At 69.0% G+C, this 17,136-nt stretch carries 1 protein-coding gene (only partly in view); it reads right to left on the reverse strand.

Annotation, left to right across the window (positions count from 1 at the left end; translation table 11 throughout):
* Positions 1-17,136, reverse strand: partial view of a non-ribosomal peptide synthase/polyketide synthase gene (locus KXC42_RS17510; RefSeq protein ID WP_219129325.1) — the 3' portion only. It continues 12,453 nt past the right edge of the window; only the last 17,136 of its 29,589 coding nucleotides appear in the window; its start codon lies beyond the right edge, outside the window; the stop codon is at positions 1-3.

The raw sequence follows: 17,136 nt of genomic DNA on the forward strand, positions 1-17,136 counted from the left end.
TCAGTCCAGGTCAGCGAGCCGGTACAGGCGGTGTGCCGCGCCCCACTCCTCGAGCAACCCGTCGGGGGCGTCGTCCACCACGACGACGGCCGCGAGGTCCTCGAGCGACCCGGGTTCGAGCGTGCTCAGCGACGCCTCGGGCAGGTGCACGTGGGTGACCCACTCGTTGTAGAGCACGCTGTCCAGTGCCGTACCCGACGACGCGCCCTCGGGCACGACCACCACGACGGCACCGGTCGCCGTGACGACCAGCGGTTCGAGCGCCACCGCCTCGATCTCGACACCGCCCACCGCGAGGCTGCGCGACTCGTAGGTCAGTTCGTACCGATCCCGCAGCGTGCCGATCCTCTCGACCAGTTCGACGTTCGTGAACGTACGCGAGGGCAGCACGAGCGCCGGGTCCGCCGAGCCGACCGGACGCAACCGGTCGGCGTAGGTCACCGGATCCGCCGTCTGCGCAGCCAGCTCGTCCCGCACACCGGGCTCGTCGACGACCAGCCAGCCGTCCGTACCGTTCGCCGCGGTACCGGCGACCGTCAGTCCCAGAGCGGCTCCGGCGGGCAGCTGCCCGTCGACGCGGGTGGGATCGACCGGTGCGATCGCGGCACCGGTCTTGACCACCGCCCACTGGGCGACCACGGACTCCACCGAGCGTGGGATCGCGACCGCGACCACATCGCCGGTGCCGAGGCCGCGGCCGATGAGCAGCCGAGCCAGGCGGGACGACCGTGCGTCGAGTTCCCGGTAGGCGATCTCCGTCCCCTCACCGCCGATCTCCGGATCGGCCGGGAGCGAGAGCGCCGGCGCCGCCGGATCCTCCTCGACCACCTCGGCGAAGACAGTGGCCAGCGTCCGCGCGCCGGTGTCCACCGCCGCGGTGGACGGTCCGGACTCGGCGGCGATACGGGCGAGTTCCTCTGCATCGACGAGGTCGATGTCGCCGACCGCCGACTCCGGATCGGCGGCGAACGCGTCGAGCACGCGCACCAGCCGCTCCGAGATGTTCCTGACCTCCGGCTCGGCGAAGAACCGCTCCAGGTACTTGAAGGTCAGGTCGATCTGCGTGTCGGCGACCGTCATGAGGGTGATCGGGTAGTGAGTGGCGTCCTTCACTGCCACTCCGGTGATCGTCATCCCGTCGATCGATCCGGCCGCCTCGGCCAGGGATTCCCGGTCGACGGGGTACGACTCGAAGACCACCAACGAGTCGAATGCGACCGAGGTCCCGAGCCGCCGTTCGATGTCGGACAGCCCGACGTAGTGGTGATCGAGCAGTTCTGCCTGCTCGCTCTGCAGTCGTCGCAGCAGCGCCGAAACCTGCTCGTCCGGATCGACCTTCACGCGAACGGGCAGCGTGTTGATGAACAGACCGACCATCGACTCGACTTCGGCCAGGTCGGCCGGACGTCCCGACACGGTCGCACCGAACACCACGTCGTCGTTGCCGACGGTCCGCCCGAGGAGAACGCCCCACGCCGCCTGGACGAGGGTGTTCACCGTGATCCCGAGTTGCGCCGCGAGCGCACTCAGGCGAGCGGTGAGATCGGCGTCGACGAGGACCGAGACCTTGGAGATCGTGTCGTTCTCCGGATCCCGGACCGTCGGCGCGACGACGGTCGGATCTCCCACTCCTTCGAGGGCCCCGGCCCAGACGTCGAGCGACCGTTCCTGGTCCTGCTCGGCGAGCCATCCGAGGAAGTCCCGGTAGGAACGCACCGGCGGCAGCGCAGCGAAGTCTCCCCGGAGCACGTACAGGGCCATGAGGTCCTGCATGAGCAGTGGCATCGACCAGCCGTCCAGCAGGATGTGGTGCGCGGTGACCGCGAGGTGGTACCGGCTCGGCGCCGACTTCACCAGCAGGAACCGCATCAACGGTGCCGTGGCCATGTCGAACCGCCGGGACTGCTCGTCGGCGAACGCCGAGGCGAGTTCGCGTTCCCTGCGCTCTTCCGCGACGTCGCTCAGATCCAGCGTCCGCCACGGAAGCTCGATCCGGCCGACGACGAGCTGGAGCGAATCTCCGTCCTCGTCGGTGACGAAGGCGGCGCGCAGGTTCGGATACCGGTCGAGCAGTGCCTGCCCCGCCACCTGCAACCGCTCGGGGTCGACCTCGCCTTTGAGGTCGAGCACGGCCTGCATGGTGTAGACATCCATCCGCTCGTCGATCGTCAGCGACGCGTGGAACAACAGCCCCGACTGCAGCGGCGACAGGGACCACACGTCCGTCAACGACGGATAGCGCTGCTCCCACGACTCGATCTCGTTCTGGGTGAGATCGACGAGCGGCAGATCGGACGGGGTGAGACCCCCGGCATCCGACGACCCCGCATGCTGCGCGAGCGCCTCGAGAGCCTCGGTCCAGTGCCGGCCGAATTCGTCGGCGTCCGCACGCTCGATCAGGTCCGCCGCGAATTCGATGCGCACCTCCAGCCTTGCATCGTCGCCTCCGGACACGGACGCGCGGAGGTCGAGATCGGCCCCGGTGAGCGAGCCCGTTACCGGAAGGAGGTCACCGAGTTCGTCGGTCGGCGTCCAGCCGGTTTCACCTTCGAGAACATCCGACGGCGTCCGGCCCAGGTAGCCGAAGCCGACCTGCGGCGCTCGCCCCGTCGAGCCCAGGCGCACCGACGACTCCGGATCCAGATGACGCAACAGACCGAAGCCCACGCCGCTGTCCGGCAGCGCCAGCAACTGCTCCTTCACGGCCTTGACGGCACGTGCCATCGCAGTACCGCCGGCGAACGCCTCGTCGACGTCGATCCCGGCAAGATCCAGCCGCACCGGATAGGCACTGGTGAAGCAACCGACGGTGCGTGACAGATCCGCGCCCGGGAGCACGGACTCCTCACGACCGTGATCCTCGATCCTCACCAGCGCCGACGACGACTGCACACCGCGGTCCCGCCGCCACCGCACCAGCGCCAGACCGAGGGTGGCGACCAAACCGTCCTCGACCTCACCGCGGAACAGCGCCGGCACCGAATTCAGTACCGCGTCGGTGTGATTCGCGGACAGGGAGATGCGGACGTGGTCACGCGCGCTCGCCGGGCCCACGACGGACTCCGCCGGGAGAACGGCCGGCTCGGCGAGCGCGTCGTCGAGCATCCGCTCCCACATCGGCAGCTCGTCGCGCCGCGCGGAAGCGGCCTCGACGAGTCCGTGCGTCCACCGCCGCAACGACGTGCCGACCGGCTCGAGGCTCGGCGCCTCCCCGGCGGAAATCTGCTTCCAGGCCCGCGCGAGGTCGGTGAGCAGGATGCGCCACGATTCCTCGTCGACCGCGAAACGATGGGCCAGGATCGCGAGCACACCCGGTCGGGCCGTACCGAAGTCGAGCCAGACGAACCGGACCGCGCAGCCCTTCGACACGTCCACCCGGTCGAGGGCGGCATCGACGGCGTCCTTCACGACGCGCGCCTGCTCCGGCTCGGCGAGCTCACCGGCGACCTCCACCCGCTCCAGGATCGCGGCCGGGTCGACGGTGCCCGCTGCCCGGACCCGCAGGACGGGTTCTCCGGCCATACCGAGGTCGAGGACCATGCGTAGCGCGTCGTGATGGTCGATCACAGCACCGACGGCTCGCTCGAGCCCCGCGCGTTCGACGTCGCGCGGCAATGTCACGGCGACGGCCTGCACGAGACGTTCGGCAGGTTCGGACCGCTCGAGAACGTCCCGTACGACCGGTGTCGGCGGGAGTTCGCCGACACCACCGCCCGGAAGTTCGGTAGGCCGCAGCACACCGCTCTCGACCCTCGTCGCCACCTCGGCGAGTCCGGCCACCGTGCGGCGTTCGAACACGTCACGCGGAGTGAACGCGACGCCCCGGGCCTTCGCCCGCGACACCAACTGGATCGAGACGATGCTGTCACCACCGAGCGCGAAGAAGTCGTCGTCGGCACCGATCTTGTCGGCTCCGAGGACATCCGCGAACACGTCGGCGACGATCTGCTCGATCTCACCGGTGGGGGCCCGGAACTCCGTCGCCTCGAAGACCGGTTCGGGCAGAGCCCTGCGATCGAGCTTGCCGTTGGCGTTGAGCGGCAACGCGTCGAGCACCACGAACGCGGACGGCACCATGTACGACGGAAGTGTCCGGCCGAGTTCGACGATCATCGCGTCGGTGTCGACGTCGGCATCCTTGTGCCCGACGACGTACGCGACCACGCGCGGACCGACGAGCGCATCCTCGCGGACGAGGACCGCCGCGTCGCGCACCGCGCTCAGGCGTCGCACGGCCGCTTCGATCTCGCCGAGTTCGATGCGGAACCCGCGCACCTTCACCTGGAAGTCGGTGCGACCCAGGTACTCCAATTCACCGTCCGCCGACCACTTCACGAGGTCACCGGTCCGGTACAGGCGTTCGCCCCGGCCCCACGGGGAGGCGACGAACCGCTCGGCGCTCAGATCGGGACGCTCGTGGTAGCCCCGTGCGAGCTGCTCACCCGCGAGGTACAGCTCACCCGGCACACCGACCGGCACCACACGCAACCGGTCGTCGAGGACGTACACGCGCGTGTTCCATTGCGGGGACCCGATGGGCACGCTCACGACGTCGTCCCCGTCGACGGTGTGGTTGGTCACCGACACCGCCGCCTCGGTCGGGCCGTACAGGTTGTCGAGGCGCGCCGGATTCTCCGTCGCGAACCGCGCGGCGGTCGTGGCCGGCAGCGCTTCACCGATGGCGAGCACCCGGCGCAGCGATCCCGTCAGAGGACCTCCGACCGAGGCCATGAGCGCGTCCAGCATCGACGGCACCACATGCAGTGTGGTGACCGACTCGGACACCATCAGGCGATGCAGGTACTCGGGGTCGCGGTGACCGTCGGCAGACGCGATCACCACGCGGCCGCCGGAGACGAGCGCGGACCAGAATTCCCACACCGACAGGTCGAACGTCGCAGCGGTCTTCAGCAACAGCGCGTCGTCCGGCCCGAGGTCGTATTCCGTCCGCTTCCAGAGCATCTGGTTCACGATCGCCCGGTGCGGGACCGCAACGCCCTTCGGACGGCCCGTCGAGCCGGACGTGAAGATGACGTAGGCGGTGTGCTCCGGACGCAGCGGGGCGAGCCGATCCGCATCCGTGACCGGGGCGTCGGCATGTCCGTCGAGATCGACGGTATCGATCTCGACGATCGTCGAGGACGGGGCGAACGCCGAGCCGACGTCGTCGCGGGAGGTGGCGAGTACCGCGACCGGTTTCGCCACCGACAGGATGTACCCGGTGCGTTCTGCCGGCTGGTCCGGGTCCAGCGGGACGTAGGCACCACCGGCCTTCGCCACCGCGTACATACCGATGAGCAACTCGACCGATCGGCGCATTGCCAGCGCAACCGTGGTCTCGGGGCCGACGCCCAGCGAAACGAGGTGCCGCGCAAGGCGATTGACGCGTCCGTCGAATTCTCCGTAGGACAACGACGAGGATTCGGACACGAGCGCCGGCGCCGCCGGGTCCCGGCGAACCTGTTCGTCGAACAGATCGACGAGGGTGAGTGCCGTATCCGTCGGATGCAGGGTGTCGTTCCACTCCTCGACGATCCGGAGCCGTTCGGCGTCGTCCAGGATCTCGAGATCACCGACCGGCAGTGAAGGCTCGGCGACGATCGCCTCGAGCAGACCGACGAAGCGTCGTGCGATGCCCTGCACGGTGGCCTCGTCGAACAGATCGGTGGCGTAGGTCAGCACGTTGTCGATGCCGGCCGGGGCGCCGCTCTCGTCGTACCGGTCGGTGGCGACGAGATGCAGATCGAACTGCGAGGTCTGCAGGTCTGCATCGACTCCCGCGACGGTCAGACCCGGCAGTTCCAGGCTGGTCGCCGCGAGGTTCTGGAACGACAGGCCGACCTGGAACAGCGGATGCCGCGCCGTGGAGCGCTCGGGTTCGAGAACATCGACGAGCCGTTCGAACGGGACGTCGGCGTTCGCGAACGCCTGCAGGTCGCGCTCCCGCGCCTGATCGACGAGGGCGGTGAAGGGCAGGTCTCCGTCCACGGTCGAGCGGAACACCAGCGTGTTGACGAACATGCCGACGAGGTCGTCGAGTTCGCGACGACCTCGCCCGGCGATCGGCGTGCCGATGGCGATGTCGTCCGTTCCCGACAACCTGGCGAGGAGGACGGCGAACGCTGCGTGCACAGCCATGAACAACGTCGCGCCTCTGCCTCGCGCGAGTGCGACCAGCTCGCGGTGCAGCTCTGCGTCGATCCTGAAGTCGACCTTGCCGCCCGCGTAGGACTGCACGGCCGGCCGCGGCCGGTCGCTCGGCAGGTCGAGCTGGTCCGGCAGGCCGCTGAGGGTGTGCTTCCAGAACTCGATCTGCTTGGCGGCGAGCGATTCCGGGTCGTTCTCGTCGCCGAGGTACCTGCGCTGCCAGATCGCGTAGTCGGCGTACTGCACGGGGAGCGGAGCCCAGTCCGGCGCTCGTCCCGTGGATCGGGCGGCATAGGCGGTGACGAGGTCGCGGGTGAGCGGCCCCATCGACGATCCGTCCGCCGAGATGTGGTGCACCACGAACGCGAGGATCAGTTCGTCGTCTCCCACGCTCAGCAACCTGACGCGGACGGGAGCCTCGGAGGTGACGTCGAACGACGTGTACGCGAGTTCGCGCACGAGGTCCGGGACGCGATCCCAGGTAGTAACGACCGGATCGAGATCGGGCACCACAGTGGCGGTGGGGAGCACGATCTGAACGGCACCGTCCTCCGTCTCCGGGTACGCGGTGCGCAGCACCTCGTGCCGTTCGAGGACGTCGCGAATCGCGGCCTGCAATGCCGGGATGTCGAGGGTGCCCGACAACCGCAGCGCCATCGGCAGGTTGTAGGCGGCCGATTCAGGATCGAAACGGTTCAGGAACCACATGCGCTGCTGCGCCAGCGACAACGGCACCCGGCCGGGACGCTCCACCTTCACCAACGGGACGGCCCCACCGGAACCGGCGTGCTGCTCCACGTGCGCGGCCAGTGCCTCGACACCGGAATCCTCGAAGAGCGCTCGCACCGGAATCTGGGTATCGAGCGCGGAACCCAGCCGCGAGACGAGCTGCGTCGCGATCAGCGAATTGCCGCCGAGTGCGAAGAAGTCGTCGTCGAGACCCACCCGCTCGACGCCGAGGACGTCGGCGAACGTCGACGCCACGATCTCCTCGATCGGAGTTCTCGGCGCCCGGAACTCACGTACCTCGAAGGTGGGAGTGGGCAGTGCCCTGCGGTCGAGCTTGCCCGAGGTGTTGAGAGGGAACTCGTCGAGGACGACCACGGCAGCGGGCACCATGTACGACGGCAGCGCCCCCGAGACGAATTCGACGAGTTCGCCGGTGTCGACATCTCGTCCCGGCACCGGGACCACATACCCGGCGAGCTGATCGCCGGTCGGGGTCTGCGCAACGAGAACGGCGGCCTGGTTCACGGATTCGTGTGCCAGCAGCGCCGTTTCGATCTCACCGAGTTCGATGCGCTGGCCACGGAACTTGACCTGGAAGTCGGTGCGTCCGATGTATTCGAGTTCTCCGGAGGAGTTCCAGGTGACCAGGTCTCCGGTGCGGTACATGCGGTCGCCGGCCTCGCCGAACGGGTTCGCGACGAACCGGTCGGAGGTGAGATCGGGGCGACGGACGTAGCCGCGTGCGAGCTGGACGCCCGCGAGATACAGCTCACCCGGGACACCCACCGGAACCGGCCGCAGACGCCCGTCGAGCACGTAGGCACGCACGTTCCACTCGGGCACACCGATCGGCACCACGTCGACCGCTCCGGTCGCCGGCGCCTGCCAGTAGGTCGCGGAGACCGCGGCCTCGGTCGGCCCGTACAGGTTGTCGATGTCCGCGGAGCTGATCCGGCGCACCCCGTCGATCGTCTCCGGCGGTAGGGCCTCACCGATGACGAAGATGTCGCGCAGTGTGCGGCACTCGTCCGCGTCGGCGTGTGCCGCGAAGACGGTGAGCATCGACGGAACGAAGTCCGTGATGGTGACCTTCTCGCGGGCGATGACCTCCGACAGGTAGGCGGGATCACGGTGCCCGTCGGGGGTGGCGATCACGAGCTTCGCACCGACACTCAGCGGCATGAAGAAGCCCCACAACGACACGTCGAAGGTCGTCGCGGTCTTCTGGAAGTACACGTCCTCCGAGGTCATCTCGAATTCGTGCAGCATCCACTCGGTCTGGTTGACGATCGCCCGATGCGTCACCGCGACGCCCTTCGGCCGGCCGGTGGAGCCGGAGGTGAAGATCGCGTAGGCGGTGTTGTCGGGCCGCAGGATTCCGCGACGCTCGTCGTCGCGGATCGGCGCGGCGGAGACGTCCGCGAGGTCGAGGCGATCGATCTCGATCGCCTGAACGTCGATTCCCGAGGGCACCTCGAACTCGTCGCGAGCGGTGGTCACGATGCACACCGGGTCGGCGGTGTCGAGGATGTGGCGGGTGCGATCGGCCGGATGATCCGGGTCGATCGGAACCCAGGCACCACCCGCGCGCACGATGGCGTACATACCGACGAGCAGTTCGGTCGAGCGCCTGACCGCGAGACCGACCAGCGATTCCGGTCCGACACCCCGGTCGATGAGGTGCCGGGCGAGGCGATTGACCTGGGCGTCGAACTCGGCGTAGGTGAGCTGCTCTCCCTCGTAGACGAGCGCGACCGCGTCCGGTGTGCGTTCGACCTGGCCGTCGAAACGCGAAGTGAGCAGTGCGTTCTCGTCCAACCGGTGATCCGAGTCGTTCCACACGCGCAGGATCCGGTCGAGTTCGTCCTCACCGAGGAGTGCGATCTCACCGACCGGCAGTTCCGGCCGGGCAGCCATCGATTCGAGGGCACGCACGAAACGCTGCACCAGCGTCTCGGCCTGTTCGCGATCGAACAGTGCCCGCTGGTAACGCAGTTCGACGTCGAGACCGGCGCGCAGGTGCACGAACAGGCTCAGCGGGTAGTGCGTCGCATCGTGGGTGCCCACGCCGGTCACGGCCATGCCGTCGATCGACGCCGACTGCTCCGCGAGTGCTGCCTCGTCGAGCGGGTACGACTCGAACACTGTGAGGGTGTCGAAGCCGACGGTCGGACCCGTCGCGGACTGGATCTCGGTGAGTCCGAGATGGTGGTGACCGAGCAGTGCGGCCTGCTCGCCCTGCAGGCGTTCGAGGAACGCCGAGACGGGCTCGTCCGGATCGAAGGCGACCCGCACGGGCAGCGTGTTGATGAACAGGCCGACCATCGACTCCACACCGGGCAGGTCGGCGGGGCGACCCGAGACCGTAGCGCCGAAGACGACGTCCTCGGCACCGGTGAGGCGGCCGAGCAGCACGCCCCAGGCGGCCTGCACGAGCGTGTTCACCGTGACACCGAGGCGCGCGGCGGCGCCGCTGACGGCGGTCAGTCGCTCGGCGTCGAGTTCGACCTTCACCCGGTCGTCGCCCTGCAGTCCGGGATGGCGTGGGGTCTGCGGGGCGAGCAGCGTCGGCTCCTCGAAGCCGGCGAAGGTCTGCGCCCACGCCTCACGCGAGGATTCGCGGTCGCGGGCGGTGACCCATTCGAGGAAGGAGCGGTACGAGCGCACCCGCGGCAGCAGGGACACCTCTCCCCTCGTCGCGTACAGGGCCATGAGGTCCTGCATGAGCAGTGGCATCGACCAGCCGTCGACCAGCACGTGGTGGGTGGTCACGCCGAGCTGGTAGCGGCCGTCGCCGAGGTGCACGAGGACGAACCGCATGAGCGGTCCGGTGTCCATGACGAAGCGGCGTGCCTCCTCGTCCTTCCAGAACGGCACCGTGGCGGTGACGCCGTCCGCGGCGACCTCGGCGGACAGGTCGACGGTGCGCCACGGCACCTGCACGTCGTCGAGGACGAGCTGCACCGAGTCGCCGTCGGCGTCGGTCACGAAGACCGTCCGCAGGTTGGCGTGCCGGTCGAGCAGTGCCTGCGCGGCGCGGTGGAGCCGCTCGGGATCCACCTCTCCCTCGAGATCGAGGACGGCCTGCATCGTGTAGACGTCGACGTCGTCCTCGCCGGTCATCAACGCGTGGAAGAGCAGACCGGACTGCAGCGGCGACAGCGGCCACACGTCCGCCAGCGACGGGTAGCGCACGTGCCAGCGGTCGAGATCGGCCTGCGTGACCGACACGAGCGGCACGTCGGAGGGTGTGAGCCCACCGGCGGCGGGGTCGGCGGCGTGGGTGACGAGCGCCGCGAGGGCGGCCCGCCAATGCTGCACGAACTCGTCGACGTCCTCGCGGTCGAGCAGACCCGCCGGGAAGGCGATGTTCGCGCCGAGCTGCGGGCCGTCCGCGCCGTCGTTGACGATCGCGTTGATGTCGATCGCCGCGCTCGCGGGCATGTCGGCGTCGAGAGCGGCGTCGACGCGTCCCAGCGCGTCGGTCGGGGCCCAGCCGATCTCGGCGAGTTCCTCCGGCACGTCCGCGGAGGACACGCGACCGAGGTAGTTGAAGCTGATCTGCGGTGAGCGTGCGACGGCGGCGAGTCGTGCCGACGATTCCGGATCGAGGTAGCGCAGCAGACCGAAGCCCATGCCCTTGTCCGGAATGGCCAGCAGCTGTTCCTTGACGGCCTTGACCGCCGCACCCATCGCGGCTCCACCGGCGAAGGCGTCGTCGACGTCCACACTGGCGAGGTCGACCCGCACCGGGTAGGCGCTGGTGAACCAGCCGACCGTCCGGGACAGGTCGGCGCCCGGCACCACGGATTCCTCACGGCCGTGACCCTCGAACTTCACGAGGGCGGAGGAGGATTCGATGCCGCGGTCGCGGCGCCAGCTCACGAGTGCCAGTCCGAGCGCGGCCACCAGACCGTCGGCGACACCGCCGCGGAACAGGGCCGGCACCGTGGTGAGCAGTGCATCGGTCTGCGCGGCGTCGAGATTCATCTCGATGCGTTCGACGGTGGAGGTGACGTCGACGGCGGGGTCGAAGGGACGCTCGCCGAGCAGCGGGTCCGGTCCCTCGAGGATCCGTTCCCACAGCGGCAGTTCCGACCGGCGCTGTGCCGCGGCATCCACGAGGCCGTGGGCCCAGCGGCGCAACGACGTCCCGACGGCCTCGAGCCGCGGCTGCTCACCGGAGACGATCTGCCCCCAGGCCAGACCGAGATCCGGCAGCAGGATGCGCCACGACACGCCGTCCATCACCAGGTGGTGGGCGACGACGAGGAGCACGCCGCGACGTTCGGCCGAGCCGAAGTCGAACCACACGAATCGCAGCACCGAACCGGCGAACGGGTCGAGTGCTCCGAGCGCCGAATCGAGTTCGCGGGAGGCGATCTCGGTGAGCTCGGCGTCGTCGACGTCGGCCGCGACCTCGACCCGCGACAGCAGGGCGTCCGGGTCCACGGTGCTCGCGGAGCGGACCCGCAGGGTCACCTCTCCGTCGGCATCGCGTTCGAGGATCGAGCGCAGCGCGTCGTGATGGTCGACGACCGCACCGATGGTGCGGGTCAGCACGTCCCGGTCGATGTCGGCCGGGAGGGTTACGGCGACGGTCTGCGAGAAGCGGTCGAAGCCGCCGGGCCAGCCGAGGACCTCGCGCATGATCGGGGTGAGCGGCACGTCGCCGACACCGCCGCCGGGGAGTTCCTCGAGTCGCTTCGCCTGCGTCTCGTCGGCGCGGGTGGCGACCTCGGCGAGGCCCGCCACCGAACGACGCTCGAAGACGTCGCGCGGCGTGAAGACCACGCCCCGCGCCTTCGCCCGCGACACCAACTGGATCGACACGATGCTGTCGCCACCGAGCGCGAAGAACGACTCGTCGACACTCACCTTGTCCAGATGCAGAACCTCCGCGAACACCTCCGCAATGATCTGCTCGACCTCGCTCTCCGCAGCCCGGTACTCGCGCTCCTCGATCACCGGCTCCGGCAGAGCATCACGATCGAGCTTGCCCACCGGCGTCAGCGGCACCTCGTCGAGCACCACGATCGCCGACGGCACCATGTGCGGCGGCAGCGAGCGCGCCACGAACTCCGTCACCTGTGCGGTGTCGATCGTGCGGCCGCGGACGGGCAGCACGTAGGACACGAGGACGGTCGCGCCGGATGGGGTGGACCGCCCCACCGTCGTCGCCCAGTTCACCGACTCGTGTGCACTGAGGACGGCGTCGATCTCCCCGAGTTCGATGCGGAAACCGCGCACCTTGACCTGGAAGTCGCTGCGGCCGACGAACTCGATCTCGAGCCGGTCCTCGACGGGCCGCCACCGGACGACGTCGCCGGTGCGGTACATGCGGTCGCCGGGTTCGCCGTAGGGGTTGGGGACGAACCGCTCGGCGGTCAGCGCGTTGCGGCGGTGGTATCCGCGGGCGAGTGCCCGGCCGGCCACGTAGAGCTCACCCGCCATACCGGCGGCCACGGGACGCAGACGCGAGTCGAGCACGAGGGCCGTCATGCCCACGATGGGTTCGCCGATGGTGATCGGACGTCCGGGTTCCATCTCGCCGAAGGTCGACACGATGGTCGCCTCGGTCGGGCCGTACGCGTTGACGTAGGTGGTGCGCTGCGACCATTCGGCCAGCAGTTCCGGCGTCGTCACGTCGCCACCGACGGAGAGCACTTCGAAGCTGTCGATGCCCGTGGAGTCCATCGTGCCGAGCACCGCCGGCGTGATGATCGTGTGCGTCACGCGCTCGGTCTTCAGCAGCTCGGCGAGATCCGGACCGCCGATGATCCTGGCGGGCACGATCACGAGCGTCGCGCCGAATGCGAAGGCCGCCATCCACTCGAGCACCGACGGGTCGAAGCTCGGCGAGCAGATCTGCAGGAACCGCGATTCGGAGGTCACCCCGTACAGATCGGTGACCATGTCCTTCAGGCCCGCCAGACCCGTGTGCGTGACGACGACGCCCTTGGGCTTGCCGGTCGACCCCGAGGTGTAGATCAGGTAGGCGGGGTGGTGGACCCGGATCGGGCGTACCCGGTCGGCGTCGGTGATCGGTGCGGCGGAGCGGGATTCGACGTCCGCGGCGAACGCCGGGTCGTCGAGCAGCAGCCATTCCGCGTCGTCGGGCAGTCCGCCGACGAACTCGGACGACGTGATGCCCAGGGTGGCCCCGGAGTCGTCGAGCATGTAGCGCACGCGGTCGGCCGGATAGGTCGGGTCGACGGGGACGTGCGCCGCACCGGACTTGGCCACGGCCATGACGGTGACCGTCATGTCGTACGAGCGCGGGAACGACACGGCCACGAAGTTCTCCGGGCCGATGCCGCGATCGATCAGCACCCGCGCGAGCTTCGACGAGGTCTCGTCGAGTTCGCGGTAGGTGATCGACCGTCCTTCGTACCGCACCGCGACGGCGTCGGGATCCATCGCGACGCCGCGCGTGAGGAACTCGGCGAGGGTGCTCGGTTCGGTGATGACGTCGTGTCCGCGCATCGCCGTGAGCTGCGCGAACTCGTCGTCGGCGAGCAGCGGCAGGTCGCCGACCGGTGCGCGGTCGTCCGTGAGGATGCCGCCGACCAGTCGCGTGAACCGTTCGGCGAAACGCTGGACCGTGCTCTCGTCGAAGAGCGCACTGGCATACGAGAACTCGGCGGACAGGCCGGCGGGCGCGCCGGATCCGTCGATGTGTTCGCGCAGGGTCAGGCCCAGGTCGAACTTCGCGGTGTCGACCTCGAACGGGACGCCGGAGACGGTGAGCTCGGGCAGTTCCAGGGCGGTCTCGGGCAGGTTCTCGAACGACAGGACCACCTGGAACAGCGGGTGGCGTGCCGTCGACCGCTCGGGGTTGAGGATCTCCACGAGCCGCTCGAACGGAATGTCGGCATGGGCGAACGCCTCGAGGTCGGCCTCGCGCACCCGTGCGAGCAGGTCGGAGAAGCCCTCACCCGTGTCCACCCGGCTGCGCAGCACGAGCGTGTTGACGAACATGCCGATCAGGTCGTCGACCTCGGCCTCACCGCGACCCGCGATGGGGGTGCCGATCGCGACGTCGTCGGTGTCGGCCATCCGCGCGAGGAACACCGCGAGCGCGGTGTGCACGACCATGAACATCGTCGTGCCGGTCCGCCGCGCGAGCGCCGCGAGACCGCGGTGCGTGTCGGCGTCGAGGAGGAAGTCGACCTTGCCGCCGGCGAAGGACTGCACCGCGGGACGCGGCCGGTCCATCGGCAGGTTCAGCTCGTCCGGGAGTCCGGCGAGGGTGTGCTTCCAGAAGTCGGCCTGCGCCGCGAGCAGACTCGCGGCATCGTCCTCGTCGCCGAGCACGTCGCGCTGCCAGATCGCGAAGTCGGCGTACTGCACGGGCAGCGGTGCCCAGCCGGGAGCCTCGCCCTCGGCGCGGGACATGTAGGCCGTCATGACGTCGCGGGTCAGCGGCGAGATGGACCAGCCGTCGGCGCTGATGTGGTGGACGACGAAGACGAGCACGTGATCGCGCTCGGAGAGCTCGAACAGTCGTGCGCGCAGCGGGATCTCGGTGGTGACGTCGAACCCGCGGGAGACGACCGCCGTCACCTTCTGCAGCAGGTCGTCCTCGGTGGCCGATTCGACGTCGATGTCGGGTGCGGCCTCCGCGACCGGGAGGATCAGCTGGTAGGGCTGCCCGTCGATCTCGGGATAGATGGTGCGGAGCACCTCGTGCCGGGCGAGCAGATCCTGGACCGCTACCTGCAGCGCACCGAGGTCGAGTGCCCCGGTCAGGCGGACCGCGACCGGGATGTTGTTGACCGACGACTCGGTGTCGAAGCGGTTGAGGAACCACATGCGCTGTTGCGCGAGCGACAGCGGCACACGCTCGGGCCGCGGCTGCGGCACCAGCGGCGGACGTGCCGCCGCACCGGTGTGCTGCTCGGCCGCGACGGCGAGCGCCGCGACACTGGGGGCCTCGAACAGCACGCGCACGGGGACGCGGGTGTCGAGTGCCGCGCCGATCCGCGAGACGACCTGGGTGGCGAGCAGCGAGTTGCCGCCGAGTTCGAAGAAGTCGTCGTCCACACCCACTCGGGTGAGGCCGAGGACGTCGGCGAACACGCCGGCGACGATCTCCTCGACCGGGGTGCTCGGAGCGCGGAATTCGCGGGTCTCGAAGACCGGTTCGGGCAGGGCCCTGCGGTCGAGCTTGCCGTTGACGTTCAGCGGCAGCGCGTCGAGCATCACGAACGCCGAGGGCACCATGTACGACGGCACCCGGGTGCCGAGCGCGGACCTGATCGACTCGATGTCCGCCTGCGCACCGTCCGCGGGCACGACGTAGGCGACCAATTGGGTGCCGACCCGCTCGTCCTCCCGGGCGATGACCGCGACGTCACGCAGCGCATCCATCGCACGCAGGGCAGATTCGATCTCGCCGAGCTCGATGCGGAAACCACGCACCTTCACCTGGAAGTCGGTGCGCGACAGGTAATCCAACTGCCCCTCGCGGGTCCACCGCACCAGGTCACCCGTGCGGTACAAGCGTGCTCCGTCACCGAACGGCGAGGCGACGAACCGCTCCGCGCTCAGATCCGGGCGCCCGAAGTAACCGCGCGCCAACTGTGTGCCCGCGAGGTAGAGCTCACCGGCGACACCGGCCGGCACCGGATGCAAACGCTCGTCGAGCACGTAGACACGGGTGTTCCACTCGGGCACACCGATCGGCACCGACGCCCCCGAGGTATCGGTGACATCACCGGCGGTGACGGACACCGCGGCCTCGGTCGGGCCGTACAGGTTCACGAGCCGCGCCCGGTTGTGGGTCAGGAACCGCTGGGCGGTCGCCGGCGGCAGCGCTTCGCCGATGGCGAGGATGTGGCGCAGCGAGGGGGCCAGCACTCCGTCGGCGTCGACCATCAATGCTTCGAGCATCGACGGCACCACGTGCAGGGTCGTGACCGACTGCTCCGTCAGCAACCGGTTCAGATAGGCCGGATCGCGATGACCGTCGGCCGACGCGATGACCACACGCCCACCGGACACCAGAGCCGACCAGAACTCCCACACCGACAGGTCGAAGGTCGCCACCGTCTTCAACAACACCGCATCATCGGTACCGAGCTCGAAATGCTCACGCTTCCACAGCAACTGGTTGACGATCGCCGCATGCGGCACCGCCACACCCTTCGGCCGGCCCGTCGAACCCGACGTGAAGATCACATACGCCGTGTTCGACGCACGCAACGGCGCAATCCGCTCGGTGTCGGTCACCGGCGCCGCGGACAGCTCGGACAGATCCAGGCTGTCGAGGAACAGGGTGGAGACAGACTTCTCCCCCGGCGCCGTGAATTCGTCGTGTTCGGTCGACAGGATCACCACGGGAGCAGCGGTGTCGAGGATGTAGGCGTTGCGCTCGTCCGGCTGATCCGGATCGACCGGCACGTAGACGCCACCGGCCTTGACGACCGCGTACATGCCGACCAGCAATTCGACCGAGCGGCGCATCGCCAGCGCCACCGTCGACTCCGGACCCACGCCCAACGAGACCAGTTTGCGTGCAAGGCGATTCACCCGAGCATCGAACTCGGCATAGGTCAGCGACTCGCCCTCGAACACCAACGCCGTCGCATCCGGCACCCGCGAGACCTGCTCGTCGAACAGATCCACCAGGGTCGCCGAGGCGGTGGGGTGCACGGTGTCGTTCCATGCCTCGAGCACTCGCGCGGTTTCGACGGTGTCGAGGAGGGGCAGATCGCCGACCGGCAGGGCCGGGTCGTCGACCACGGCGTCGAGCACGCGGATGAACCGGGCGGCGAACTCCGCGACCGTCGATTCGTCGAACAGATCGGTCGCGTAGGTGAAGTAGCCGGTGATGCCCGTGGGCGTGCCGTCCTCGCTGTAGCGATCGGTGACGATCAGGTGCAGGTCGAACTGCGAGATCTCCATGTCGGTGTCGAGACCGGAGATGGTGAGACCGGGGAGTTCGAGTGCGGCCTGCGCGAGGTTCTGGAACGACAGACCCACCTGGAACAGCGGGTGCCGTGCCGTGGACCGCGCGGGGTTGAGCACCTCGACGAGCCGCTCGAACGGCACGTCGGCGTTCGCGAACGCGCCGAGGTCGGCCTCACGGGTACGTCCCAGCAGTTCGGTGAACGACGCGTCCGAATCGACGTGGGTCCGGAACACCAGCGTGTTGACGAACATGCCGATCAGGTCGTCGAGCTCGCGCTCGCCACGACCGGCCATCGGCGTGCCGATCGCGATGTCGTCGCTCGAGGACATGCGTGCGAGGAACAC

The sequence above is a fragment of the Rhodococcus sp. LW-XY12 genome, from assembly GCF_019317345.1.
Lineage (GTDB): Bacteria > Actinomycetota > Actinomycetes > Mycobacteriales > Mycobacteriaceae > Rhodococcus > Rhodococcus pyridinivorans.